Origin of the sequence: Pseudoflavonifractor sp. An184 (genome assembly GCF_002160305.1) — a bacterium.
GTDB classification, from domain to species: domain Bacteria; phylum Bacillota; class Clostridia; order Oscillospirales; family Oscillospiraceae; genus Lawsonibacter; species Lawsonibacter pullicola.
This window is the reverse complement of the sequence record NZ_NFKI01000019.1, coordinates 1-25,191: the sequence shown is the minus strand read 5'-3', so window position 1 is coordinate 25,191 and position 25,191 is coordinate 1. Positions and strand designations below refer to the sequence as shown.

Here is a 25,191-nt window from a genome sequence, read left to right as displayed (position 1 = left end):
ATATGATTTCCATTGCGTCGGATCACGGCGGTTACCGTTTGAAAGAGCACATCAAGGCCTATCTTACCGCCAAGGGCCTCAGCGTTCTGGACTGCGGCTGTGACAGCGAGGAGAGCTGCGACTACCCCGTTTTCGGCAAGGCAGCGGCCCAGGCCGTGGCGGACGGCCGGTGCGAGAAGGGCATTGTCATCTGCACCACCGGCATCGGCATCTCTATCTCTGCCAACAAGGTGAAGGGGGTCCGGTGCGCCCTGTGCGGCGATCCCTACTCCGCCGAGATGACCCGCCGCCATAACGACGCCAACATGCTGGCCATGGGTGCCGGGATCATCGGTCCCAACATGGCCGAGCGCATTGTAGACGTATTTCTGAACACTCAGTTTGAGGGCGGCCGCCACGCCCGCCGGGTGGGCCTGATGATGGATATTGAGAAGGAATAGTGCAAAAGCTGGACCTGCGGGTCCGGCTTTTTTATGCCTGCGGCCCCTCCAGACAGGCGGCCAGCATGTCCAGGAACTCCCCGCAGGTAGGTCTTTTTTTGAGCGGAAATCTAGCACACTGCCGCAGCAGCTCCGGATTTTGTCTCCAGGCCCGAAGGATTACCGTGCGGATATTTCGTTCCACTGCGGCCCCTGTGGTGTTCATTTCCCGGGCCACCAGCGGATAGAGCCACTTGGACAGGGACAACATCAGTTCCGGCCGCCGCGCCGCCTCACAGGCCGCCCGGGCCGCCTGATGGAAACCGGTATAGTTGGGCGTCACTCCCATCCGCCGCAGCAGGTGGCAGACCCGGCGGTAATCGGGCGTCTGTCTCCCCTCCTCACAGCTGTGCGGCGTTTTCATATCGATCCATCTGCGTTTGCAGCAGGCTCATGAATCGGAGCCTGTGTTCCGGGTCTGGGATCAGATTCACCAGCCGGATCAGCACCGGCGCGCTGCACTGGCTCACCCCTTTTTCCAGCGCGTAGTAGCTCCGCGGGGAGATATTCAGACAGGAGGCCATCTCCTCCATGGTACAGTTCAATTCCCTTCGCAGGGTGCCCAGCTCTTTTGATACATACTTCCTCATAGCATTGCGGCTTGCGCTTGTCATATGTTTTCCTCCTTTACAAAACAAAATTCGACAAAAATCTTATCCGTAAATGGAGAAAAATTCCAGGGTGTGTGCTTCCGGTTTTTGAAATATTTTTTATATTTTCCCCTGCTTCTGAACAAAATCTGGAGAAAATGCGTCAAATTCAGACATAATAGAAATTTCGGCCGCATTCTGAGGTCATTCCACCCCTCCCCCCTTTGGCGGGGCCTTCCGGAGGGCCCGCGCTTTCTGCAAGCCTGTACTCCGCTTTTTCAGGGCAATACAAATGGAGTCCCCCCTGATGTAGTCTTATTTCCTGCATCAGGGGGGATTTTGTCTCTGTTCGGTTTTGCCGGAACGGTCCAAAGCAAAAAAGAGGCAGGGGGGAGAAAACCGCAGGTTTTCCCCCACGAAAAGTGATCCTGGCATGCATTTGGCCGTCTGTGGAAGAAAGAGGAGGGGAATTGAGCCTTTACCGCTCCCGGTTTGGAAAGTCCGATTCAGTTTGTACCTCAAAAGAGATGGTAAGCGTCTCGCCGCCGCGCAGGATCTGGAGAGAGACAATATCTCCCGGGAGTACATCAGCTTTGGCCTGTTTCAGCTCCGCAATGGTGCTGACTTCAGTGCCGTTCAAAGCGGTTACCCGGTCGTCAATGCGGAGGCCGGCGGCATAGGCGTTGCTGTTTTGCTCCACCTGGGACACCCGGAGCGTGCCGTCGCTGGAGTCCACGGTAAAGCCCAGAGCGGGCTGCCCTGCGATGAGCCAATCCGCCGTCTCCTTGACATTGGTCATGGGGATGGCAAATCCAAGCCCCTCCACAGTGTTATCTTCGGCCACAATTTTCATGGTGGTGATGCCCACCACCTGGCCGTGGTCGTTGATAAGGGCGCCGCCGGAGTTGCCGAAGTTGATGGGCGCGCTGGTCTGAATGACTTCCATATCGACGCCGTCCACATTGACGATCCGATTCAGCGCGGAGACGATGCCCTGGGTGATGGAAGTCCGGTAGCCCAGCGGGTCTCCGATGGCCACCACCATGTCTCCGCACAGAAGCTGGTCCGAGTCGCCGAATTCTGCGGGGCTCAGGCCATGAGCGTCCACCTTCAGCACCGCTACATCGGCGTCTGCGTCCGCCCCCACCAGCTTGGCCTCCAGAATGGTGTCATCGTGAAAGGCGGCGTAGACCCGCAGGCTGTTAGCCACCACATGGGCATTTGTGAGCAGATAGCCGTCCGCGCTCATGACGATTCCGGTTCCGGTACTGGAGGTGCCGTCACCTTCCGCCCAGAGAGAGACGATGGAGGGAACGCACTTCTGATAGATCTCCGTTGCAGTCAGCGTCTCCTCCGGCGCGGGAGAGATGGTTACGGTCACGCCGGTTCCCGTCTCCGCCCGCTCCAGTGCGGCAAAGGGGTCCTGCTGGCTGCTGGTGGCAATGATTCCGGGATCTGTCTCTGATTCCTGGGGCCACAGGTAGCGCACCGCCACTGTCCCAACCGTCAGGCTCACCACCAGTACGAACAGGGTTAGAAAGGGAAAGAGCGGCCGCCTTCTGCGCTTCCAGCGGCGTTTGGGCCGCAGAAGCGGAGCGCGGCGGGATGGAATGACCACCGCGGGCGGCGTTGGAAACGAGGGGGACGGCTGTTCCCAGGGACCGCCGGTCCAAAGGTCGTTTGACGGTTCGCGCATAGCGCACTCCCTTCTGTCCGGCGGACCGGACGGAAATTCAATCAGGCCAAGGTCAGGGTGAAGGTGAACTGCGTCACGCCATCCTCGCTTGTGACCGTGATATTCTCTTTCAGGTTGCCCAGGATCGTCTTGACAATATACAGGCCAAGCCCCACGCCGTCCCGGTCCACGCTGCGGGAGGAGTCCGCCTTGTGGAATCGTTCGAACAGCAGAGGCAGTTCATCCGAGGGGATGGTAGCGCCCAGATTCCGCACGGCGATATAGGCTTTGCCGTCCTTTTTGGTGATCTGGACCGTAATGGCCGTCCCCTGGGCGGCGAACTTTGCCGCGTTATCCAGCAGGTTGTAGCACACCTGTGTCACCGCGTCCGGATCGCCCCAGACCATCACCGGGTCCTCCGGGAACTGGGCGTCCACATCCAGGCCGCGGTCGTTGATCCGTCCCTCCAGGCTGATCAGCACCCGGGACATGATTTCGATAATATCGAACTGTTCCTGGGCGGTGACCGTCTCTGTCAGGGCATTGAGCCGGGACAGGTCCAGCATCCGCCGCACCAGGCGGGAGAGACGCCGGGTCTCGGACACCACCACGTTCAGAGCGTCCCGCTCCTTCTCCGGCGGAATCGTCCCGTCCAGAATGCCCTCTGCAAAACCGGCGATGGTGGTCATGGGGGTTTTCAGCTCGTGGGAGACGTTGGCAATAAACTCCGCCCGCTGGCTCTCCACCTTGGCCAGGGAGTTGGCCATGGAGTTGAAGGCCTCGGCCAGCTCCCCGATCTCGTCGCACCGGTCCTTGTAGTTGTTCACCCGCACGTCGAACTCGCCCCGCCCGAATTTCCGGGCGGCCTCCGCCATCTCGGTGAGGGGGCGGGTCTGGTGGGCGGAGGTAATGGAACTGGCGATGACGGCAATGAGCAGGACAACCACCGCGGCGAAGAAGAAAATGGTAGCCGTGGAGCGCCACATCTCAGACAGTCCGCTGGTATCGCCTGAAACCAGAACCACCCCGACATTGACCAATAAGTTGGGGTTGTCCAGCTGAACCTGGACCGGAAGACCGGCAATATACCGGTTGCTCCCATAGATGCCGTTTAAATTGGTGAGGCCGGCATAGTTCCCCGCCTCCAAAATCTGGTCCACAATCTGCTGGGGGATCTGTTTGCTGTACATCCCCTCGTCGCTGGCGTACAGGATCTCACCCTGGGTACTGGCTACAATGACCGAGGCGTCGGAGACAGAGGACACCGTCTCCATAGTTGTCTGATAGAGAATCCAGGTGTCCGCACGACTGTCAAATATATTCCAGCTGTTGAAATTCTGGAGATAGTTCCCGGTGGCGGAGGCGATATAGCCCGCGTTCCGCTCCAGACGGTCCCGGGTCTCGGAGATGATATAGCGGTAGGAAAGCAGCATGAATGCCGTGGACAGCAGGGTAAAGGACAGGGTCACGATCCCCACCATCATGGCCAGCTCCCGTTTATACAGACTTTTCACGGGAACACCTCCCAATGCGGTCAGCCTGCGCCATTGGCGGGGGAGACCTCGAATTTATAGCCCACGCCCCACACCGTCTTCAGCCTCCACTGGTCGCTGACGCCCTCCAGCTTCTCCCGCAGGCGCTTGATGTGTACGTCCACCGTGCGGGAGTCCCCGAAGTAGTCAAAGCCCCACACCTCGTCCAGCAGCTGGTTGCGGGTGAAGACCCGGTTGGGGGAGGCGGCCAGATGGTAGAGCAGCTCCAGTTCCTTGGGGGGCGTGTCCACCCGCTTGCCGTCCACCAGCAGCTCGTAGGAGTCCAGATTGATGACCAGCTTGTCAAAGGACAGCTTCTTCTCCCCCTGCTCCTCCTCCTGGCCGGTGCGGCGGAGCACTGCATGGATGCGGGCCAGGACCTCCTTCATCTCAAAGGGCTTGACAATATAGTCGTCGGCGCCCCCCTCCAGGCCGGTGACCTTGTCCTCGGTCTCCCCCTTGGCGGTGAGCATGATAACCGGGGTGCTGCCCTCCTCCCGGATTTTTTTCAGGACCGTCCAGCCGTCCATGATGGGCAGCATAATGTCCAGCAGCACCAGATCGGGCTGAAAGGAGCGGAAATACTCCACGCCCTTGCCGCCGTCCTTGGCCACCTTGGTCTCAAAGCCCTCTTTTTCCAGGTAGAGGTGGAGCAGTTCGGCGATATTTCCGTCGTCCTCTACGATCAGTACCTTCTGGGCCATAAAAACCCCTCCGTTTCGTAAAGCGTTTCTTAATTGTTATTATACCGGTCCTATGCCCGGGTGGGGTGAATAATTTGTAAATATCCGCGTCAGGAGTGCTCCCGCTGCTCCACATAGGAGTGGTCCACCTCGATGACCGCGGTGTATTTCTCCGAGAGCTTCTTCACGCCCCGGCTCAGCTCGCCCCTTACCTGGCTGTCGGTGAGGCGGAAGCCGTAGGGCACCATCACGTCAAAGAGCACATTGGTGTGGCGGGGGCCGGCGGTGATGCGCAGGTCGTGGATGGACAGCACCGGGTCAATCTCGTGGGCCAGCTGCTCCACCTGGGCCCGCAGGGCGGCGGTGCGCTCGTCGTTGACCACCGGGTCCATGTGGATCACCGTCTCAATGTGGTGCTTCTCCTTCAGCTCCCGCTCGATGTGGTCGATGATGTCGTGCATCTCCAGCAGGTCCGCGTCGGCAGGCACCTCCGCGTGGAAGGACATCATGGCCCGGCCAGGGCCGTAGTCGTGGTACACCAGGTCGTGGATGCCCAGGATGTTGGGGTGGGAGACCACCAGCTTGTCGATGTCCCGGGCCAGTTCCGGGTCCATGGGGCGGCCCAGGAGGGGGTCCAGGGTATCCTTGGCGGCCTCCCAGCCGGTCTTTAAAATGAAGGCCGCTACCAGCAGCCCCGCAAGGCCGTCGATCTGCAGATGAAAAAAGTGGCCGATGAGGGTGGCCGCCAGCACAACTGCCGTAGCGGCCGCGTCAGAGAGGCTGTCAGCGGCGGTGGCCTCCACCGCCTGGGAGGAGATGGCCCGGCCGACGGCACGGTTGAAGTGGTACATCCACAGCTTGACCAGGACGGCCGCCGCCAGAATGGCCGCGGCCAGCCAGGAGAAGTCCAGTTCCTCCGGGTGGATCAGCTTTTCCACGGAGCTCTTTCCCAGTTCAAAGCCCATGAGCAGAATGGCCATGGACACCACGAGCCCGGTCAGGTACTCCATTCGCCCGTGGCCGAAGGGGTGCTCCTCGTCGGCGGCCTGTCCCGCCAGCCGGAATCCCACCAGCGTAATCACCGATGAGGCCGCATCCGACAGGTTGTTCAGAGCGTCCGCCACGATGGCCACCGAACCGGTGAGCATCCCGGCGGCCAACTTGCCCAGACACAGCAGGGTGTTGAGCAGAATGCCTACCATTCCCGCCCGGGCGCCGCATTTCTGCCGCGCCTCCGGCGCGCTGGGGTCCTGACCGGCCAGCCACCGCTGGATCAATGCTTGGATCAAAGGTAAGTTCCTCCCCTGTTGGGCCGGATGGTCCGGCCCCAAGATTTTCATTTTCATATCATTTTATTATGGCACGCCTCCCTTTGTTCCGTCAAGTATTGCCGCAGATGCTTTTCGAAAGCATCTTAAGAAAAGCTGAAAAAAGTTTTAATATTTCATTAAAGTTCGAAAAGCGGCCCGTTTCATCGATTTTTTGCGGGAAAGATGGGGCAAAAATGAGAGATGATTTACAGAAAGTTCATAATACGGACACGGTTTTGCCTTATTTTCCGGTTATGATAAGACCGTACCCAGAAGAAATCGATATCTCCCATTTCTCCCTCTCCTTTACAACACACACAAGCAAGCGGCCCCGGCTCACTGCCGGGGCCGCTTGCTTTCGGCTGTCGGAAAAGTCCTTGGACTTTTCCGACAGCCTGAAAAATGCCGTTACTTTTACGCCGCACCGCGGCGCAAAAGTCCGCGCTTCGCTTGCCGGAATCCTTGCATAGCAAGGATTCCGGGGCATTTGATCCCACTCGAGGCGGGCTGCTGCCCCCCTCGAGCTCCCCCGCCCCAACTTGAGCGGATTCATCTCAACAAAGGTTTTTGACAAGCTGAAGCAAGCGGCCCCGGCTCACTGCCGGGGCCGCTTGCTTTTCCAGGAAGAAGCGCAGGGAAAGGCGCTTTGTCTGAACCCGCGCTTCTCCCCTGTATTATCAGTCCTGTTCCCTTTCGTATAGGCCCAACCGTCTGCGAATACGGTGCGGGGATGCGCCGTGTGTGCTCGCAGACGGCGGGGCGCTCCTTACAAAACACGCCGTCTCATGTCAAGGCGGCATTGGCTTTGCTTCTCTGAAAACGTGGCCAAACGAGTACGCATTGCTCTGTACCCCGGAGCCTTTCCGGCAGCGCTCCTCATAACATACGGAAACCGCCGCTCTGACAAGCGGCGGTTTCCTCTGATTTGGGGCTAAATGATAATCAAGACCGGCCAATGCCCAAAAATTGGAACCGAGCCAAAAAACGTTCCTTTCCTGTCTGTCACGCCCTGCGGCACATTAAATCAGAGAAGCAACGGTTTTCCCTTACACTTCCATAATGACCGGGAGAATCATGGGGGAGCGCTTGGTCTTTTTATACAGGTAGTTGGACAAATCGCCTTTGATGGACTGCTTGATGGCGGACCAGTCGGTGGCGTACCGGGTGTCCACGTCCAGAATGGCGTCCAGCGCCACCTGGCGCAGCTCGTCCATCAGGCCCTCGGACTCCTTCACGTACACAAAGCCCCGGGTGATGATGTCCGGGCCGGAGACCAAAGCCCCGTCCTCCCCGGACATGGAGACCACCACGACCACCATGCCGTCCTGGGCCAGGTGGCGGCGGTCCCGCAGCACCACGCTGCCCACGTCGCCCACGCCGGAGCCGTCCACGAACACCTTGCCCGCAGTGACGGTGCCCCCCAGCTTGCAGGTCTTGGGGGTGAGCTCGATCACCCGGCCGATGTCGCTGATGATGATGTGGTTGGGGGCCATCCCCATCTCCTGGGCCAGCTTGGCGTGGATCTTCAGATGGCGCTGTTCCCCGTGGACGGGGATGAAGAACTTGGGCTTCACCAGGCCGTGGATGATCTTCAGCTCCTCCTGGCAGGCGTGACCGGACACATGGAGGGGCAAAGTCCGTTCATTGACCACCTCGGCTCCCTTCCGGTAGAGCTCGTTGATCACGTTGCCCATGGCGTTCTCGTTGCCGGGAATGGTGGAGGCGGAGATGATGACCTTGTCCCCCGGCTGGATGTCCACCTGCCGGTGGGTGGAGAAGGCCATCCGGGAGAGCGCCGACATGGTCTCCCCCTGGCTGCCGGTGGTGATAATACAAACTTTATGCTTGGGCAGGGACTTGATCTGGGTCAGGTCCATGAGCACCCCGTCGGGAATCTTCATATAGCCCAGCTCGGTGGACACCTTCATGGCGTTCTCCATGGACCGGCCGGTGACCGCCACCTTGCGGCCGTACCGGGCGGCTACGTTGATGATCTGCTGCAGCCGGTCCACGTTGGAGGCGAAGGTGGTGACGATGATCCGGTCTTGGCAGCCCTTGAACAGGGCGTCGAAGGAGTTGCCCACGCTGCTCTCGCTGCGGGTGTAGCCCGGGCGCTCCACGTTGGTGGAGTCGGCCAGCAGAGCCAGCACCCCCTCCTGTCCCAGGGCGCCGAAGCGGGCCAGGTCGATCATCCCGCCCTGGATGGGGGTGGTGTCGATCTTGAAGTCTCCGGTGTGGACGATGGTGCCCACCGGACACTTGATGGCAAAGGCCACCGCGTCGGCGATAGAGTGGTTCACGTGGATGAACTCCACGGAGAACTTGCCCGCCTGGATCACATCCCCCGCTTCGCAGGTGATCATCTTGGTCTTGGACACCAGGTGGTGCTCCTCCAGCTTCAGCTGGATCAGGCCCGCGCTCATGCGGGTGGCGTAAATGGGGGCGTTGATGGACCGCAGCACATAGGGGATGGCTCCGATGTGGTCCTCGTGGCCGTGGGTGATAAAGATGCCCCGGATCTTGCTCTGGTTTTTGATCAGATAGCTCACATCCGGAATGACCACGTCGATGCCGTACATATCGTCATCCGGGAACCCCATTCCGCAGTCCACGACCACGATGTCGTTCCCGTACTCATAGACGGTCAGGTTTTTCCCGATCTCATTCAGGCCTCCCAGCGATATGATTTTCAATTTTTCTGCCATATCTGTTTCCTTTCTCAGTCTATTTTCTCAATCATAATTCATTTCGTACCAGAAAACACGAGACAAGACGCCGTGCGGCCGCACGACAACCAGGCGAAAAGGCCCCTGCCCGCAGCCCTGCCTCGCTGTGGGTCGGTAGCGGCTTTTCGCCCTCCGGTGTCCTCTTGTACTGTGCCCCGCACCTCCGTTCCGGTCTGTTTTTCTACCGGTTGAGATCTGTGCGGCTATTTAAACGCGGAGGGGCTTGTCCCGCCCGGCATCCCGCGTATAAATCCAATTGTACGGCAGAGTCTATCCGCCGCTTCTGGATATCAAATCAATGGTATTATACCACAGTTTTCTTTGTCTGTATACCTTTTCATAGGAAACTGCAAAAGTTTGTCCATCAAACCGGGGTTCCATAGAAATACACATATTCTTGAATCACCTCTTGTCCCCACATGCAAAATATGGTATACTTTTTATGGAAAAATACGGATTGAAGGGAGGGAGTCCCATGGAAGAGCACAATCCTGCGCGGCAATTTCAGCCGCTGTCTGTTGAAATGCGGGCTGTTGGAGCCAGCCGGCAGATTTCGCCACCGCCCTCCCGCCGGGTTTCTTCCAACGGGCAATGGCATGAATATTCAAATTTTTGGAACCTCGAAGAGCTTTGATACCAAAAAAGCCGAGCGCTGGTTCAAAGAGCGCCGCATCAAGTTCCAATCAGTGGATGTCAGGCGGTACGGCATGAGCCGGGGAGAACTGGCCAGCGTCCGTCAGGCTGTGGGCCTGGAGGCGATGATCGACCCCAAGCATCCGGACGCGGTGATGCTCTCCTATTTGGCCTCCGACCAGGCCAAGCTGGACCACCTGTTTGAAGACCCCTCACTTCTCATCGCCCCCATCGTCCGCAATGGAAAGCAGGCGACTGTGGGCTACTGTCCTCAGATCTGGGAAACCTGGTCCTGAGTAAACTGGTTTTCCTCCGCTCTCGCAGTGAGCGGGTCATCGGGTTGACGGCAGGCGGAAGGAGGCAGTCCCCATGGCACGAAGCGCCAATCAAAAGCTGAAGCTCCTGTATCTGTGCCGGATTCTGATGGAGCAGACAGATGAAGAACATCCGCTGTCTGTCCAGGAGCTGATTGCCCAGCTGGCGCGGTACGGCATCCAGGCGGAGCGAAAGAGTATTTATGACGATTTGGGCGCCTTGGCACGATTCGGAGTAGACGTTCAGTGCCGGAAGGGACGCTCCCCGGGTTGGTTTGTGGGCAGCCGGGACTTTGAGCTCCCGGAACTGAAGCTGCTGGTGGATGCGGTTCAGTCCTCCCGGTTCATCACCCGCCGTAAGAGCAACGCGCTGATCCGAAAGCTGGAGCGATTGGCCAGCGTGCATCAGGCCCGCCAGCTTCAGCGGCAGGTCTTTGTCAGCGGCCGGGTCAAGGTCATGAATGAGAGCATCTATTATAACGTGGATAAGCTCCACGCCGCCATTGCCTCCAAACGCGCCATCACCTTTCAATATTTTGACTACAACATGTACCGGCAGAAGGTATTTCGGCGAAACGGCAGCCGGTACACCGTCTCTCCCTATGGATTGATCTGGAACAATGATAACTACTATTTGGTGGCTTATGACAGCGAGCATTGCCAAATGCGCCACTACCGCGTGGACAAAATGGCAGAAATCACCGTTACACGCCTGCCTCGGGAGGGAACAGATGAATATCCGGCCTTTGACATCGCCGCCTATGGTCAGAAACACTTTGGAATGTACAGCGGAGAGGAGATGACCGTCACTCTGAGGGCAAAGAGTTCCATGGCCAGCGTGGTATTGGACCGCTTTGGGCTGGACGTCATTCTGGTCCCGGACGGCTCAGACCACTTTACGGTCAGCATTCCTCTGGTTCTGAGTCCTCAGTTTTTCGGGTGGCTCTTTGCATTGGAGCCGGACGTCACTCTGACGGCCCCCGCCCGGGCAGTTGAGGCCTACCGGCAAAAACTTCGTTCAGCTCTGGAGCAGGCGTAGGCGGGCAACCCCTCAAAACAGATAGGAGGTACTTCCATGAAGCGTATCCTGGTTGTTGATAGTGACATGGCTGTACGGAGCCAGATCGGCCGTCATGCCCGTCTGGAGGGATACGAGGTTGCGGAAGCCAGCGATGGCTATACTGCGGTCGCCCTCTGCCGGCAGAATGCCTTTGATTTTGTGATTCTGGCAATTTTATTGCCAGAGTTGGATGGGTTTTCAGTTTGTCAAACAATACGCAGCTTTTCTCAGGTTCCGATCCTGATTTTGTCGGAGTGCGGCGATGAAACCGATCGAATCCGCGGACTGGAGCTTGGCGCTGATGATTATATGGTCAAACCATTTTCTCCCAGAGAGCTGATGCTGAGGATTGCAGTGATTCTAAAGCGCGGCCCTGTTCTGGATTCCATGCGTCCTCAGTATATAAATCGAAACGGGATTTCCATTGACCTCACCGCCCGGCGCGTGACAGTTGACGGACAGGCCGTCAATCTGACCCCCAAAGAATTTGATCTGCTGGCTCTGTTGGCCGGTCACCCAGATGTAGTGTTTTCCCGCAAAAAGATCTTAGATGTTGTTTGGGGAGGCGAGCTTCCAGAAGATACGCGCACCCTCGACACCCATATCAAGCAAGTCCGCCATGCAATCGCTCCATATAGCGACCGCATCGTAACCCTGCGCGGCGTGGGATATCGCTTTGAGAAGGAATAAATCCATAGAGTCTACCAAATGTCTACCGGGTCTACCGCCGGGAAGCCTTGCGCGCCAAGGGTTTCCGGCGGTTTCTTTTTGCTGTTTTCGGGGCCGGTCTAACAAAAGCCTGCCAAGGCCATTTTTTGAGGGAGAAACCTGCGGGTTTCTCCCCCCTTTTATATACAGAAAGGGACAGGTCTTGGACCTGTCCCTTCAGTCTGTCGAAAAAGTCTAAGGACTTTTCCGACAGACTGAAAGAATGCCGTTACTTTCCCGCCGCTGTGCGGCGGGAAAGTCCTCGCTGCGCTCGCTGAACGCCTTGCCTTGCAAGGCATTCAGGGCATTCGATCCCACTCGAGGCGGGCTGCCGCCCCCTCGAGCTCCCCCGCCAACTCTCGGGCGGATTCATCTGAACAGAGGTTTTTCGACAAGCTGAAGGGACAGGTCTTGGACCTGTCCCTTAAAACGCAGAGGTGAAACGCAGTTTCGCACAAAATTTCTTTGCCTACTTTCTTTTTCAAAGAAAGTAGGTTATTTGGCGTTGAGCATGCGCATGGAGTTCAGGATGGCGATGACGGACACGCCCACGTCGGCGAAGACGGCCCACCACATGTTGGCCACGCCCACCGCCGACAGGATCAGCACCAGGAATTTTACCGCCAGGGCAAAGACGATGTTCTCCCGCACGATGCGCAACGTCTTGCGGGCGATGCGCACCGCCACCGGCAGCTTCTTCAAATCGTCGTCCATGAGGACGATGTCCGCCGCCTCGATGGCCGCGTCGGAGCCCATGGCCCCCATGGCCACGCCGATGTCCGCCCGGGAGAGGACCGGGGCGTCGTTGATGCCGTCCCCCACAAAGACCAGCTGCTCCTTGGGCCCCTTGTTCTGGAGAAGCCCCTCCACCTGGTCCACCTTGTCCCCGGGGAGGAGCTCCGCGTGGACCTCGTCCAGGCCCAGCTGCCCGGCCACCGCCTGACCCACCGCCTGGGAGTCGCCGGTAAGCATGACGGTCTTCCGCACCCCGGCCGCCTTCAGGTCCCGGAGTGCTTCCTCCGCCCCCTCTTTCACCTGGTCGGAGATGACGATGTGGCCCATATAGACCCCGTCCACCGCCACGTGGATGATGGTGCCCACATGGTGGCAGGTATCCTCAAAGGAAATACGGAACTGGTCCATGAGCTTCTGATTGCCCGCCAGGACGGCCTTTCCGTCCACCACCGCCTGGACGCCGTGGCCGGCGATCTCCTTGGCGTCGGTGACCCGGGCCGGGTCGGGGGCGGGCTGGCAGGCCGCCTGGATGGACCGGGAGATGGGATGGTCGCTGAACCGCTCCGCCAGGGCGGCCAGTTCCAGCAGCTCCCCCTCGCCCACCTGCTGGGGGTGTACGGCGGTCACCTCGAAGGTGCCCCTGGTGAGGGTGCCCGTCTTGTCAAAGACCACAATGCCGGCCTGCGCCAGAGCCTCCAGGTAGTTGCCGCCCTTCACCAGAATGCCCTGCTTGCTGGCCCCGCCGATGCCCCCGAAGAAGGACAGAGGGATGGAGATGACCAGGGCGCAGGGGCAGGAGACCACCAGGAAGTTCAGGGCCCGCTGTACCCACATGAGCCAGGGCCCCATCCCCAGCAGGGGAGGCAGCACCGCCAGGGCCAGGGCGGCGAAAACCACCGCAGGGGTGTAGTACCGGGCAAATTTGGTAATAAAATTCTCCGCCTTGGCCTTCTTGCTGCTGGAGTTCTCCACCAGGTCCAGAATCTTTGCCACGGTGGACTCCCCAAAGGGTTTATTCACCTTCACATGGAGCACCCCGGTGAGGTTGACGCAGCCGCTGATTACCTCGTCCCCTGCCTGCACGTCCCGGGGCAGGGACTCGCCGGTGAGGGCGGCGGTGTCCAGAGAGGAGGTCCCCTCCAGCACCGTGCCGTCCAGGGGGACCCGTTCGCCGGCCTTAACTACGATCACGTCGCCCACCGAGACCTCCTCCGGGTCCACCTGGACCAATTCTCCATTCCGCTCTATGTTGGCGTAGTCCGGGCGGATGTCCATGAGGGCGGAGATGGACTTGCGGCTGCGGTCCACCGCCACGCTCTGAAACAGCTCGCCCACCTGGTAGAACAGCATGACGGCCACCGCCTCGGGGTACTCCCCGCAGCCGAAGGCCCCCACCGTGGCCACGGCCATGAGGAAGTTCTCGTCAAACACCTGGCCGTTTTTGATGTTCCGGACGGCCCGCCACAGCACATCCCAGCCGACGATCCCATAGGGGATCAGATACAGCACCGGCCACGCCAGGCCGGGGAGAACATCCGGGGCCAGATGCTCCGCCAGCTCCAGCGCCAAAAACAGGACCAGCGCCGTTACAATACGCGTCCGGGTCTTTTTTTGCTTCTTTGTCATGGGAGCACTCCTCCTTAGAGCGCAAAAAGACGGGGGGCCCCGTCTTTTGCAAAATCTTATTTCAGCACGATCTCGCAGTCGGGCTCCACCTTTTTGCAGACCTTCACCGCCTCCTGCACGACGGCGTCAAAGCGGGCGTCGTCTGCCTGAATGGTCAGCTTCTGGGTCATAAAGCTGACCGCGGCGTCCTGCACCCCGTCGATTTTCTTGATGGCGGCCTCCATTTTGGCGGCACAGTTGGCGCAGTCCAGGTCAATCATCTTAAAGGTCTTTTTCATCACAATCGCTCCTTTTTCAAAGTACTGAATCTTTGTACGGATGTATGTCGAAGAAACGGTGGCCCCGCTCAGGGGGTCTCCGGACCTTCCAGAATATGCTCCATGCCCTGGCTCAAAATACGAAAGACGTGTTCGTCGGCCAAAGAGTAGTAGAGGGTCTTGCCCTCCCGGCGGAATTTCACCAGCTTGCTGCCCTTGAGCACCCGCAGCTGGTGGGAAACGGCGGACTGGCTCACATCCATCAGCTTGGCGATGTCGCACACGCACAGCTCCGCCTCCAGCAGAGCGTACAGAATTTTTACCCGGGTGCTGTCCCCGAAGATTTTAAACAGCTCCGCCAGGTCGTAGAGCACCTCGTCCTGGGGCAGCTGGCTGCGGACCTGCTCCACAGCGTCCTCATGCACTTCGGTCTCCTCACAGCACAGTGCGCGGTCCTGATTCATGGTCTCCCTCCAAACTTTTATATATGAATAAGTGTTCATATGTTGTGAGATAATACTACTCCCAATGCGTACCGGTGTCAAGGCCAAATCGTAAAAAAGTTTTAAGAATTTTAAGTGGAAGTCTGGGTAGTATTTTCCCGAAAATCCTGGTATAATAATGCAGATTTTGCGGAGAATGCCTTCACATTTTTATGGGTTGCTCCAAAGTGCTCCGCCGGGTGAAATTTTTCGCCGAGTTGAGGGAACTTTTCCGGTTTTCTGCCGTCCAAGCATGCAGAAACCCATTCAAACGGTGAATTTGACACACGGAACAAAAGGAGTTTTTGAATTATGAAACGTCGTACCTATGCCCTGCTGCTGGCCCTGGCTCTGTCCGCCTCCCTGCTGACCTCCTGCGCTGGGGGAAGCGGGTCGGACAGCAGTTCCTCTCAGTCCAACGGAGGCGTCTCCTCCAGCCAGACGGAGGACCAGTCCGAGCCGGACGCCTCCACCCCGGACACCTCCCTGCCCGACGGCTCCACTTCTCAGCAGCCCGCCCCCGACGGCAGCACCTCCCAGGAGGCCCCCGGCGATGCGGTGACAGATGAGCCCCAGGCCGAGGCCTCTCTGTCCCTGGACACCAACGACTTCACCCTGTTCTCCGCTGGCTCCAGCCACACCCTGAAAGCCACTGTCCAGCCCTCCGGCCAGAAGGTCACCTTCACCTCCGGCAATGAGAAGGTGGCCACCGTGGACCAGAACGGCAAGGTGACCGCTGTGGCCCCCGGCACCGCCAAGATCACGGTCACCGCCGGCGACCTGACCGCCACCTGCATCGTCCGGTGCCGCTGGGAGGACAGCAAGCCCTCCAACGGCGGCGGCTCCAGCTCCAGCGGCGGGAACAGCGGCAGCTCCAGCACCCCGGAGACGCCGGAGACCCCCGCTCCCGCTCAGGTGGATCTTTCCGCTTTTTATACCACGGAGAGCGGCAAATATGAGTTCGGCATGGTTACGCTGGCCGATGCGGAGCTGGCCGCCAATGTCTACCCCGGACTGTTTGACATCGCCACGGAGCAGTGCCTGCCCTACATCAACATGATGACCATGAATACCAGCGAGATCGTCCTGGTGCAGGTCACCAACAGCAGCGACGTGGACAAGGTGAAGTCCATCCTCCAGAGCCGCATTGACGCTCAGGTGGAGGGCGGCGCCTGGTATCCCAGCGCCATCGACGCCTGGCAGAACAACTCCCGCATCGTGTCCAACGGCAACTATATCATGATGGTAGTCCACGAGAGCTGCGACTCCATCGTCAGCGACTTCAACGCCCTGTTTTAAGGAATACTGGATCGGGAAAAGGCGGCAGGCCTGAGTCCAGCCTGCCGCCTTTTCCCGCAAATTTGCATCCACACAAGGAGGACGCCCCATGGTCTTTTCCACCCCGGTTTTTCTATTCTATTTTCTGGTCCTGACCCTGCTGGTCTACTACCTGGTCCCCCGGAAGCTGCGCAACGTGGTCATTCTGATCTCCTCGCTGATCTTCTATTACTGGGGAGAGCAGACCTACGTGGTTATCATGTTCCTGTCCACCGCCATCGACTTCACCCACGGCCTGCTGGTGGAACATTTTAAGGGGAAGGGTCAGCTCAAATACGCCAAAATGGCGGTGGCCTCCTCCATGTTCTTTAACCTGCTCCTGCTGCTGTTCTTCAAGTACTGGGACTTTCTGGCCTCCTCCTTCCAGGCGCTGGGTCTGACCTTCATGCCGGTGCTGGGCGTCCACCTGCCCATCGGCATCTCCTTCTATACCTTCCAGACCATGAGCTACACCATCGACGTGTACCGGGGCGATACCCGGGCCCAGCGGAACATCATCAACTTCGGCACTTTCGTCACCCTGTTCCCCCAGCTCATCGCCGGCCCCATCATCAAGTACAAGGACCTGGGCGATCAGATCGACCAGCGGGACACCTCCATTGACAAGTTTGGCTCCGGGGTGCAGATGTTTATGATCGGCCTGGGAAAGAAGATCCTCATTGCCAACAATGTGGGGATGCTGTGGGACAGCTATAAGGCCATGGCCGCCAGCGATCTGACGGTAGCCGGGGCCTGGCTGGGCGTGCTGGCCTTTACCTTCCAGATCTACTTCGACTTCTCCGGCTACTCCGACATGGCGGTGGGGCTGGGGCGCATGCTGGGCTTTGAGTTCCTGCCCAACTTCGACCACCCCTATATCTCCCGGAGCATCACCGAGTTCTGGCGGCGGTGGCACATCTCCCTGTCCACCTGGTTCCGGGAGTACCTGTATATCCCCCTGGGCGGCAACCGGTGCTCCAAGGGCCGCTGGGTCTTCAACCTGTTCGTGGTGTGGGCGGCCACCGGCATCTGGCACGGGGCCAGTTGGAACTACGTGATTTGGGGCCTGTACTTCTTTGTCCTTCTTCTGGTGGAAAAGCTGTGGCTGGGGCGGCTGCTGTCCCAGCTTCCCAAAGCGGTCCAGCATGTGTACACACTGTTCTTTGTGCTGGTGAGCTGGGCCATCTTTGCCCTGGAGGACTTTGGACAGCTGGGCGCCTACCTGAAGGTCATGTTTGGTATGGGCGGCGTGCCCCTGGCCGACGGAACCTTTGGGTACTACCTTACTAGCTACCTGCCCATCCTATGCGCGGCCGCCGTGGCCTCCACCAATCTGGGCCGGGTTCTGTACGGAAAGTTGAGCCCCAGAACCTCCCAGGCCGTCTGCGCGGCCCTGGTGATCCTGGGGCTGGTAATCTGCACCGGATATCTGGTGGACGGAACCTACAATCCCTTCCTGTATTTCCGATTCTGAGAAGGAGGATCGTCCATGAAACAGCACAACTTCAACCTACTTCTTACGGTCCTCTTCTGCCTGTTTATCGGCGGAATGTTCCTGGGCAGTCTGATCCTGCCGGACCGTGCATTTTCCCAGTTGGAGAACCGAAATCTGGAACAGGCCCCCAAGATCTCCCTGGAAGCCATCGACACTGGGAAATTTATGGAGGACGCCGAGGACTATGTAAACGACCAGATCATCGGCCGGGACTTCTGGGTGGCCCTGAAGGCCTGGAGCGAGCGCCTCTCCGGCAAGCAGGAGAACAACGGGGTCTACTTTGCCAAGGAGAACACCCTCATCAGCCGAGTGGACACCCCCTCCTGGGAGGATACTCCCGCGCAGGGGGACACCCCCGCTCAGCAGGGTCTTCAGACCCGCGTCGGATATGTCAATGCTCTGGTGGACAATGTGGATGTGCCGGTGTATTTCGGCATCATCCCCTCCGCCGCTGAGATCTGGTCCGACCGGCTTCCGGAGGGGGCCCCCACCGCCGACGAGAAAGCCATCATTGACCGCCTGTACAGCGCGGCCCAGACCCATACAGTGGATCTGTACTCCGCCCTGGCTCAGCACAAGGACGAGGACCTCTACTACCGCACCGACCACCACTGGACCAGCCTGGGCGCCTACTACGGCTACACCGCCCTGATGGACGCCATGGGGCTGGAGGCCGCCCCCCTGGATGAGAGCCAGAAGGTCACAGTGTCGGAGGACTTCTACGGCACTCTGTTCTCCTCCTCCGGTGTGCGGTGGCTGCCTCCCGACCACATCGACCGGTATATCTCGGACGAGGGCGTGACGGTCACCGCCTACCCCAACGGAACGCCGGAGCCGGGCAGCCTCTATGTGGACAGCTACCTGAAGGTCAAGGACCAGTACTCCTCCTTCCTAGGGGGCAACAAGCCCCTGTGCGTCATCGAGACGGAGCACACCGGCGCCCCCAAAGTTCTGGTCATCCGGGACTCCTATGCGGACAGTCTGGCCCCCTTCCTGACCCAGAATTTTTCGGAGATCCACCTGTTTGATCCCAGATACAACCTGAACAGCGTACAGGAGTATGCGGCCCAGAATGAAATCGATTCCATTGTCGTGCTTTACAGCATCTCGAACTTTACCGCCAAAGACAATCAGCTCTTTGTCCTGGGCCGGTAACATTCAAGCCGTTTGCCCCGGCCTGCCGGAATCGTTTTTGAGGAGAACCCGTGGGGTTCTCCTCTTTTTTGCGTTTTGGGCTCCGCAGCAGGCCTCTGCGTCCCCTCCTCCCAGAGGCGAAGCAACGCTTGGCGAAACGCTCCTCGGCTTTCTTTTCACCCGAAGAACACAGCTGCCCGCCCTTTCAAAGATCATAAGACAGGCCGGCGGAGAGGGGACAAAGCCGGTCCCCCAGGCGCTCCTTGAGCACAGCAAAGGCGGCCGGACCGGTGCAGTGGCCGGTATAGACCCGTTCCACCCCCTGCTCCAGAAGGGCGTCTGCCACCCCGCGGGCGTACTCCGGGGTGCAGTTCATGCCGCTGGGGGCGGAGGCGCTGAACATGTGCAGACCGCCCACCACGGCGCACACCGGCTTTTGAAGCTGGTCCCGCACCCCCTGGACGATGTTCACGATGCCCCCGTGGGAGCAGGAGTTAAAGACCACCAGCCCCCGCTCCCCCTCCAGCACCAGGGACTGCTCATGGGAGAAGTCGTCGGGGACAAACTGGTCCTGGCCCACCTTCCGCAGCAGATTGGTCTCCTGGCTGGCAAAGGGACCGCCGTGGACGGTCTCCGGGACCAGCCAGACCCCCTCCACGGGCTGGGAGAGGGCATCTGAGAGGACAAAGCGGTCCCGCTCCCCCTCCCAGATGTCCCGGTGGACCCCGATGAACCGGGGGGAGCCCTGGGAGGTGGAGAAATAGGGGCCGCCCGCCGTGGTGCGGGCGTACACCTTGGCCCTCTGATTCACCGCAAAGAACCGGCGCAGGCCGTCGGAGTGGTCATAGTGCCCGTGGGAGAGCACCGCCAGCTCCACCTGGCTCAGGTCGATCCCCAGGACGGCGGCGTTGTCCGCAAATTTTCCCGAGGAGCCCGCGTCCAGCAGCAGCTTGTGCCCCCGGTACTCGATATAAAGGGCCAGTCCGGCCTCCGCGCTGAGGCAGGCCCCCTCCGGGGCCGTATTTTCCATCAAAACCACAAATTTCATGGGGATGCTCCTCTCTTCTCACATCTGTTGCAAGCGGGGAAATTCAGTTCCGTCCGCCCCTCGAAGGGGGTTCTCAGGACAGGCTGGTAAAGAGCTGCTCCTGGGCGGCCTTCAGGCCCTCGGCCAGGGCCTGAACGTCCTCCAGGGTGGTGTCGTAGGAGAAGCTGATGCGCAAAACCCCGTCCAACTCCTTCTTGGGCAGCTTCAGGGCGGCGTACACATGGCTGGGCTTCCCCTTGTGGCAGGCGGAGCCGGAGGACAGGCAGATCCCCCGGTCGCTCAAGAACCGGACGATGACCTCGCTCTTATAGCCCGGCAAGGTGACCGCCAGAATATGGGGGGCGGTCCCCTCCCCCACCCGCTTCAGACCGGGGATCTGAGCGGTGAGCCGCTGGAGGGTCTCCTCCTTCAGGGCGGCCATGTGGGCCATATCCCCCTCCAGGGAGGCCGCCCCCGCCTCCACCGCCGCGGCGAAGGCGGCAATCTGAGCGGTGGCCTCGGTGCCCGAGCGCAGGCCGCTCTCCTGGCCGCCCCCCCGGATCATGGGCGGGAACTTCAGGCCGCCGCGGATGTACAGGGCTCCAATCCCCTTGGGAGCGTGGATCTTGTGCCCGCTCACCGTCAGCAGGTCCGCCCCCAGCTCTTTGGGGGTGAAGGGCACCTTCAAGAAGCCCTGGACCGCGTCGCAGTGGACGAGGGCCTTGGTCTTCTGATGGACCAGTTTGGCCGCCTGGGCCACGGGCAGGACGGTGCCCAGCTCGTTGTTCACCAGCATCATGGACACCAGCACCGTGTCCGGCCGCAGGGCCCCCTCCAGGTCGTCCAGGGAGATATTCCCCGCCCGGTCAGGCTGGAGATAGGTGACCTCATACCCCTGCCGCTCCAGGGCCTTGCAGGGTTCCAGCACGGCGGCGTGCTCATAGGCGGTGGTGATGATGTGCTTTCCGGTGCGGCGGCCCAGTTCCACCGCCCCCTGGATGGCCCAGTTGTCCCCCTCGGTGCCGCAGGAGGTAAAGAAGAGCTCCTCGGGCCGGCACCCCAGGCCGGCGGCCGCCTGGGCCCGGTGGCGCTTCACCGCCTCCGCCGCCTGGCTCCCCAGGGCGTACCGGGAGGATGGGTTCCCCCACCCCTGCGTCATGGCCTCCACCGCCGCCTGGACGGCCTCGGGCCGCACGGGAGTGGTGGCCGCGTTGTCAAAATAGTGGATCAAACTCCGTCACCTCGGATATTTGGATTCTGGCGGGGCGTATCCCCCTAATATACCTTTTATTGTATGCGCCGCCGGGGGGAAAGTCAAGGCGGCGGAGCCGCCCCCAAAAAGGCGCGGGGGCAGGCATGTCAAAGGCAGTCCGCCCAAATTCCAGAAGCTTTTTGGAGCAAGATACTCCCCGACTGTTTGCGCACATCCCCGGGGCGGCGCATCTGCCGTATACAGAAAGTTAATGGGATTTTTCCCTCCCCACTGGTACAACGCCTCCCACCTGTGTTATAATGGTGCTCAGAGAGATTTTGGGGCCGGGAGTGCCTATGGACCGGCCATTGAAAGGGGTGACCGCTCTTGGAACGGTCGATCTGTTATGTAGTGGGGGCCATGCCCCTGTCCTGGTCCCTGTGTCCCCACCCGGGGGCACAGGACTTTGTCATTGCCGCCGACAAGGGATATGAGGCCCTGGAGGCCTACGGCGTGCCCCCCGACCTGGTGGTGGGGGACTTCGACTCCCTGGGCCGGCGGCCCAGCCACCCCAACGTGATCCAGCTCCCCTCGGCCAAGGACGACACCGACATGGTGTACGCCCTGCGGGAGGGCCTGGACCGGGGCTTCCGCCGCTTCGTCCTGCTGGGGGGCGTGGGGGGCCGTCTGGAGCACACCCTGGCCAACCTCCAGGCCCTCTCCTGGCTCACCACCCAGGGGGCCCGGGGCGTTCTGGCCGGCGAGGGGACGGTGGCCACCGTTCTCCGGGATGAGACCATGACCTTCCCCGCCGGCCTCACCGGCTTCTGGTCCGCCTTCTGCCTGAGCGGAACGGCGGAGGGGGTCACCCTGCGGAATCTGAAATTCGAGCTCACCGACCACACCATCTCCGCCGACTTCCCCCTGGGGGTCAGCAACGAGTTTCTGGAGCAGCCCGCCCAGGTGTCCGTCCGCAGGGGCGCCCTGCTGGCCATGTGGCGGGAGCAGGGGGACTTCTACCGCCTGCTGCCCCAGCTGTGGAACCGGGAGCCAATCCAACACGAAGGAGAATGACCATGGACCATACCGTAAAAGCCCTGGTGCTGGCCGCCGGGAAAGGGACCCGGCTCCAGACGGAGGGGATCGACCTGCCCAAGGTGATGCGGCTGGCCGACGGAAAGCCCCTGCTCCACTATGTGCTCTCCGCCCTGGACTTTCTGCCGCCGGAGGACGTGATCCTGGTGGTGGGCTGGAAGAAGGAGGCGGTACTGGAGGCCTATCCCCAGTACCCCCACGCCGTCCAGGCCGAACAGCACGGCACCGGCCACGCCGTCCAGTGCGCCGCCCCTCTGCTGGAGGGCTTCCAGGGCCACGTGATCATCTGCTGCGGCGACGCCCCCCTGATGAAGAAAGAGACCTTCCAGGCCCTGGCGGACGCCCACCTGCGGGAGGGCAACGCCTGCACCCTGCTCTCCGCCGTCCTGCCCGAGGGGGGCAACTACGGCCGCATTCTCCGGGAGGCGGACGGCTCCTTCCGGGCCATTGTGGAGGACAAGGACTGCACCCCGGAGCAGAAGCAGATCCGGGAGGTGAACACGGGCACCTATGTGTTCCACGTGCCCGAGCTGCTCTCCTCGCTGGGCAAGCTGAAAAATGACAACGCCCAGGGGGAGCTCTACCTCACCGACGTGCCCGCCTTCATCAAGGAGGCCGGGGGCCGGGTGGGCCTGTGCGACACCTGCTCCCCCGACGAGATGCTGGGGGTGAACACCGTGGAACAGCTCCAGGAGGTGGAGGCCATCCTCCGGAAAGGCGGAGTGAGCCGTGGCTGAGAACGAAAACGATCTCCGATTGGCCGTCCTCATCGACGCGGACAACGCCTCCCGCACCGCCATGAAGGATGTGATGGCCGAGGTGGCCGTGTACGGCACCCCCACCATCAAGCGCATCTACGGGGACTGGACCAGCCCCAACATGGCCTCCTGGAAGTCCATCCTGCTGGAGTGCGCCCTCACTCCCATCCAGCAGTACGGCTACACCACCGGGAAGAACTCCACCGACTCGGCCATGATCATCGACGCCATGGACATCCTATACTCGGGCAACTGCGACGGCTTTGTGCTGGTGTCCAGCGACTCCGACTTCACCCGCCTGGCCATCCGCCTGCGGGAGGCGGGGATGAAGGTGTACGGCATGGGGGAAAAGAAAACCCCCAAGCCCTTCATCGTGGCCTGCGACAAGTTCGTCTATATCGAGGTCATCCGGGCCGCCGCCAAACAGGCCGCCGCACAGCAGTCCGAGGATGAGCCGTCCAAAGCGGACGCCAAGGCCCAGAAGCACGCCTCCAAAAAGGAGAGCAAAAAGAGCGCCGCCAACAACTCCGGCATCCCCGACGACATCGCCGAACTCATCGCCGAGTCGGTGGAGGACGTGTGCGGAGAGGACGGCTACGCCCACATGGGCAAGCTGGGCAACCTGCTGCTGAAAAAGCAGCCCGACTTTGACCCACGGAACTACGGTTTCTCCAAGCTGTCCAAGCTGATCCGCGCCCTGGGCCGCTTCGACTGGAAGACCGAGGGCACCGACAACTCCGAATACTTCGTCCGGGACACCCAACGGGACCGGGAGTGACCCCCTCCCCCTTGTTTTTTCCCCCGCATTGTGTTATACTGAACACCCCAATGGGGGTACAATACCGCAAAACGGCACAGAGGAGAGGGGGTGTCCGCCGTGGCTGAGAGCAAGGGCATCAAGATCGTGGCCAAGAACAGCAAGGCCCACCACGATTACTTCATTGAGGAGAAATATGAGGCCGGCATCGAGCTGGCGGGCACCGAGGTCAAGTCCATCCGCCAGGGGCATGTGAACCTGAAGGACTCCTTCTGCATCGTCAAGGACGGGCAGATGTCTGTCATCGGCATGCACATCAGTCCCTATGAGAAGGGCAACATCTTCAACAAGGACCCTCTGCGCCAGCGGCGGCTCCTGATGCACAAGCGGGAGATCTTAAAACTCTTCGCCCGCATCAAGCAGGACGGGTACTCCCTCATCCCCCTGTCCATCTACTTCCGCGGCCCCCGGGTCAAGCTGGAGATCGGCCTGGCCAAGGGCAAGAAGCTCTATGACAAGCGGGAGACGGCGGCCCGGAAGGACGCCAAGCGGGAAATGGACCGGGCCATGAAGTCCCGGAACAGCCGGTATTAACTGAAAATCTGAGCCGGGCGGCGCGGCCGCCCGTAGAAAAGGAGTGTTTCCCATGGCACAGAATCCCATCGTCACCATTGAGATGGAGGACGGCGGCGTCATGAAGGCGGAGCTCTACCCCGATGTGGCGCCCAACACGGTCAACAATTTCATCAGCCTGGTCCAGAAGGGCTACTACGACGGTTTGATCTTCCACCGGGTCATCCCCGGCTTCATGATTCAGGGCGGCTGTCCCGACGGCACCGGCATGGGCGGCCCCGGCTACTCCATCAAAGGGGAGTTCACCGGGAACGGCTTCCAGAACGATCTGGTCCACGACCGGGGCGTGCTGTCCATGGCCCGCACCATGGCCCCCGACTCCGCCGGCAGCCAGTTCTTCGTCATGGTGGAGAAGGCTCCCCACCTGGACGGCCAGTACGCCGCCTTCGGCAAGGTCATCGAGGGCATGGAGGTGGCCGACGCCATCGTCTCCGCCAAGCGGGACTGGAACGACAAGCCCCGCCAGCCCCAGCGCATGAAGAAGGTCACTGTGGACACCTTCGGCGTGGACTACCCCGAGCCGGAGAAGGTCTGATTTTTCCCGAGTAAGCGTCTCCCGTACCGGCGCGCGTTTGCGCGTCGGTACGGTCCCAACTTTTTAATTTTCCCAAGCCAGGACGTTTTTCTCCCAAACGGCGGCGAAGCCGCCAGCCAAATCGAAGCCCAGCGCAAGCGGGTTCGATTTGGAGAGGAGGAGCAAGGGAGCGGGCGTAGTTTTCGCCGCCAGGCGGAAACGGAGCCGAGCGGACTTTGCAAAAAATTCTCCCGCATGCGGCGGCGAAGCCGCCAACCAAATCGAAGCCCAGCGCAAGCGGGTTCGATTTGGAGAGGAGGAGCAAGGGAGCGGGCGTAGTTTTCGCCGCTAGGCGGAAACGGAGCCGAGCGGACTTTGCAAAAAATTCTCCCGCATGCGGCGGCGAAGCCGCTAACCAAATCGAAGCCCAGCGCAAGCGGGTTCGATTTGGAGAGGAGG

Annotated in this window: 26 protein-coding genes; 14 read left to right on the top strand and 12 right to left on the bottom strand. The window is 60.4% G+C overall.

Going from position 1 to position 25,191, the window contains the following annotated elements; translation table 11 throughout:
- Nucleotides 1-2 precede the first annotated feature (2 nt).
- Nucleotides 3-440 (top strand): ribose 5-phosphate isomerase B, encoded by a 438-nt coding sequence (gene rpiB, locus B5F19_RS08165; protein WP_087289608.1) that lies wholly within the window; start codon nucleotides 3-5, stop codon nucleotides 438-440.
- A gap of 31 nt (nucleotides 441-471) precedes the next feature.
- On the opposite strand, the gene B5F19_RS08160 is transcribed toward rpiB, so the two are convergent.
- The 6 genes from B5F19_RS08160 to B5F19_RS08135 form a co-directional block, all read right to left on the bottom strand.
- Entirely contained in the window at nucleotides 472-843 is a 372-nt protein-coding gene (locus B5F19_RS08160) for a sporulation initiation factor Spo0A C-terminal domain-containing protein (RefSeq protein ID WP_087289607.1), read from the bottom strand.
- Nucleotides 821-1,093 (bottom strand): helix-turn-helix transcriptional regulator, encoded by a 273-nt coding sequence (locus tag B5F19_RS08155; RefSeq protein WP_140394189.1) that lies wholly within the window; start codon nucleotides 1,091-1,093, stop codon nucleotides 821-823. The genes B5F19_RS08160 and B5F19_RS08155 overlap by 23 nt, the downstream gene beginning before the upstream one ends.
- 454 nt (nucleotides 1,094-1,547) lie before the next feature.
- The gene (locus B5F19_RS08150; RefSeq protein WP_087289605.1) at nucleotides 1,548-2,765 is read right to left on the bottom strand and encodes a trypsin-like peptidase domain-containing protein; all 1,218 of its coding nucleotides are present in this window, start codon (nucleotides 2,763-2,765) and stop codon (nucleotides 1,548-1,550) included.
- A gap of 41 nt (nucleotides 2,766-2,806) precedes the next feature.
- Nucleotides 2,807-4,258: a HAMP domain-containing sensor histidine kinase gene (locus B5F19_RS08145; protein ID WP_087289604.1), complete on the bottom strand. Its 1,452-nt coding sequence runs from the start codon at nucleotides 4,256-4,258 to the stop codon at nucleotides 2,807-2,809.
- 20 nt (nucleotides 4,259-4,278) lie between these two features.
- Nucleotides 4,279-4,980 carry a response regulator transcription factor gene (locus tag B5F19_RS08140; RefSeq protein ID WP_087289603.1) on the bottom strand — a complete coding sequence of 234 codons (702 nt, stop codon included), beginning with the start codon at nucleotides 4,978-4,980 and terminating at the stop codon, nucleotides 4,279-4,281.
- Nucleotides 4,981-5,069: 89 nt separating this feature from the next.
- Nucleotides 5,070-6,248, bottom strand: a complete 1,179-nt coding sequence (locus B5F19_RS08135; protein WP_204248308.1) for a cation diffusion facilitator family transporter — start codon at nucleotides 6,246-6,248, stop codon at nucleotides 5,070-5,072.
- Nucleotides 6,249-6,331: 83 nt separating this feature from the next.
- On the opposite strand from B5F19_RS08135, the gene B5F19_RS17120 reads away from it, so the two are divergent.
- Nucleotides 6,332-6,739, top strand: a complete 408-nt coding sequence (locus B5F19_RS17120; RefSeq protein WP_140394188.1) for a hypothetical protein — start codon at nucleotides 6,332-6,334, stop codon at nucleotides 6,737-6,739.
- 576 nt (nucleotides 6,740-7,315) lie between these two features.
- On the opposite strand, the gene B5F19_RS08130 is transcribed toward B5F19_RS17120, so the two are convergent.
- Nucleotides 7,316-8,974, bottom strand: coding sequence for a ribonuclease J (locus B5F19_RS08130; RefSeq protein ID WP_087289602.1), 1,659 nt, complete (start codon nucleotides 8,972-8,974; stop codon nucleotides 7,316-7,318).
- Nucleotides 8,975-9,470: 496 nt separating this feature from the next.
- Between B5F19_RS08130 and B5F19_RS17475 the strand changes: the two genes are divergently transcribed.
- The 4 genes from B5F19_RS17475 (at nucleotide 9,471) to B5F19_RS08115 (ending at nucleotide 11,692) form a co-directional block, all read left to right on the top strand.
- Complete coding sequence (locus tag B5F19_RS17475; RefSeq protein ID WP_162612546.1) at nucleotides 9,471-9,629, top strand: hypothetical protein; 159 nt, start codon at nucleotides 9,471-9,473, stop codon at nucleotides 9,627-9,629.
- Complete coding sequence (locus B5F19_RS08125) at nucleotides 9,592-9,924, top strand: ArsC family transcriptional regulator (RefSeq protein ID WP_087289601.1); 333 nt, start codon at nucleotides 9,592-9,594, stop codon at nucleotides 9,922-9,924. The genes B5F19_RS17475 and B5F19_RS08125 overlap by 38 nt, the downstream gene beginning before the upstream one ends.
- Nucleotides 9,925-9,997: 73 nt before the next feature.
- Nucleotides 9,998-10,981 carry a WYL domain-containing protein gene (locus B5F19_RS08120; RefSeq protein WP_087289600.1) on the top strand — a complete coding sequence of 328 codons (984 nt, stop codon included), beginning with the start codon at nucleotides 9,998-10,000 and terminating at the stop codon, nucleotides 10,979-10,981.
- Nucleotides 10,982-11,017: 36 nt separating this feature from the next.
- Nucleotides 11,018-11,692 carry a response regulator transcription factor gene (locus B5F19_RS08115; protein WP_087289599.1) on the top strand — a complete coding sequence of 225 codons (675 nt, stop codon included), beginning with the start codon at nucleotides 11,018-11,020 and terminating at the stop codon, nucleotides 11,690-11,692.
- Nucleotides 11,693-12,205: 513 nt separating this feature from the next.
- On the opposite strand, the gene B5F19_RS08110 is transcribed toward B5F19_RS08115, so the two are convergent.
- The 3 genes from B5F19_RS08110 to B5F19_RS08100 all read right to left on the bottom strand — a co-directional run bounded on the left by B5F19_RS08110 (nucleotide 12,206) and on the right by B5F19_RS08100 (nucleotide 14,792).
- Nucleotides 12,206-14,071, bottom strand: a complete 1,866-nt coding sequence (locus B5F19_RS08110) for a heavy metal translocating P-type ATPase (protein WP_087289598.1) — start codon at nucleotides 14,069-14,071, stop codon at nucleotides 12,206-12,208.
- 56 nt (nucleotides 14,072-14,127) lie between these two features.
- Complete coding sequence (locus B5F19_RS08105; RefSeq protein WP_087289597.1) at nucleotides 14,128-14,349, bottom strand: cation transporter; 222 nt, start codon at nucleotides 14,347-14,349, stop codon at nucleotides 14,128-14,130.
- Between the two features lie 68 nt (nucleotides 14,350-14,417).
- Complete coding sequence (locus B5F19_RS08100; protein ID WP_140394187.1) at nucleotides 14,418-14,792, bottom strand: metalloregulator ArsR/SmtB family transcription factor; 375 nt, start codon at nucleotides 14,790-14,792, stop codon at nucleotides 14,418-14,420.
- 330 nt (nucleotides 14,793-15,122) lie between these two features.
- Between B5F19_RS08100 and B5F19_RS08095 the strand changes: the two genes are divergently transcribed.
- The 3 genes from B5F19_RS08095 (at nucleotide 15,123) to B5F19_RS08085 (ending at nucleotide 18,777) form a co-directional block, all read left to right on the top strand.
- A complete protein-coding gene (locus tag B5F19_RS08095; protein WP_087289595.1) occupies nucleotides 15,123-16,109 on the top strand; it encodes an Ig-like domain-containing protein in 987 nt (328 codons plus the stop codon).
- 88 nt (nucleotides 16,110-16,197) lie between these two features.
- Nucleotides 16,198-17,601 carry an MBOAT family O-acyltransferase gene (locus B5F19_RS08090; protein WP_087289594.1) on the top strand — a complete coding sequence of 468 codons (1,404 nt, stop codon included), beginning with the start codon at nucleotides 16,198-16,200 and terminating at the stop codon, nucleotides 17,599-17,601.
- 15 nt (nucleotides 17,602-17,616) lie between these two features.
- Complete coding sequence (locus B5F19_RS08085; RefSeq protein WP_087289593.1) at nucleotides 17,617-18,777, top strand: DHHW family protein; 1,161 nt, start codon at nucleotides 17,617-17,619, stop codon at nucleotides 18,775-18,777.
- Nucleotides 18,778-18,961: 184 nt separating this feature from the next.
- Here the strand turns inward: B5F19_RS08085 and B5F19_RS08080 are convergent, their stop codons facing one another.
- Both B5F19_RS08080 and B5F19_RS08075 read right to left on the bottom strand, forming a co-directional pair.
- On the bottom strand, nucleotides 18,962-19,804 hold the full coding sequence (locus B5F19_RS08080) for an MBL fold metallo-hydrolase (protein ID WP_087289592.1): 843 nt from the start codon (nucleotides 19,802-19,804) through the stop codon (nucleotides 18,962-18,964).
- A 73-nt stretch (nucleotides 19,805-19,877) separates the two neighbouring features.
- On the bottom strand, nucleotides 19,878-21,014 hold the full coding sequence (locus B5F19_RS08075) for a cysteine desulfurase family protein (protein ID WP_242972740.1): 1,137 nt from the start codon (nucleotides 21,012-21,014) through the stop codon (nucleotides 19,878-19,880).
- Between the two features lie 348 nt (nucleotides 21,015-21,362).
- Here B5F19_RS08075 and B5F19_RS08070 point away from each other — a divergent pair, with 348 nt between their 5' ends.
- The 5 genes from B5F19_RS08070 to B5F19_RS08050 all read left to right on the top strand — a co-directional run bounded on the left by B5F19_RS08070 (nucleotide 21,363) and on the right by B5F19_RS08050 (nucleotide 24,753).
- Nucleotides 21,363-22,049, top strand: a complete 687-nt coding sequence (locus tag B5F19_RS08070) for a thiamine diphosphokinase (RefSeq protein ID WP_242972739.1) — start codon at nucleotides 21,363-21,365, stop codon at nucleotides 22,047-22,049.
- Between the two features lie 2 nt (nucleotides 22,050-22,051).
- Nucleotides 22,052-22,807: an NTP transferase domain-containing protein gene (locus B5F19_RS08065; protein ID WP_087289590.1), complete on the top strand. Its 756-nt coding sequence runs from the start codon at nucleotides 22,052-22,054 to the stop codon at nucleotides 22,805-22,807.
- A complete protein-coding gene (locus B5F19_RS08060; protein WP_087289589.1) occupies nucleotides 22,800-23,606 on the top strand; it encodes an NYN domain-containing protein in 807 nt (268 codons plus the stop codon). The genes B5F19_RS08065 and B5F19_RS08060 overlap by 8 nt, the downstream gene beginning before the upstream one ends.
- A gap of 99 nt (nucleotides 23,607-23,705) precedes the next feature.
- Nucleotides 23,706-24,179: an SsrA-binding protein SmpB gene (smpB, locus tag B5F19_RS08055; protein WP_087289640.1), complete on the top strand. Its 474-nt coding sequence runs from the start codon at nucleotides 23,706-23,708 to the stop codon at nucleotides 24,177-24,179.
- 52 nt (nucleotides 24,180-24,231) lie between these two features.
- Nucleotides 24,232-24,753: a peptidylprolyl isomerase gene (locus B5F19_RS08050; RefSeq protein ID WP_087289588.1), complete on the top strand. Its 522-nt coding sequence runs from the start codon at nucleotides 24,232-24,234 to the stop codon at nucleotides 24,751-24,753.
- Nucleotides 24,754-25,191 lie beyond the last annotated feature (438 nt).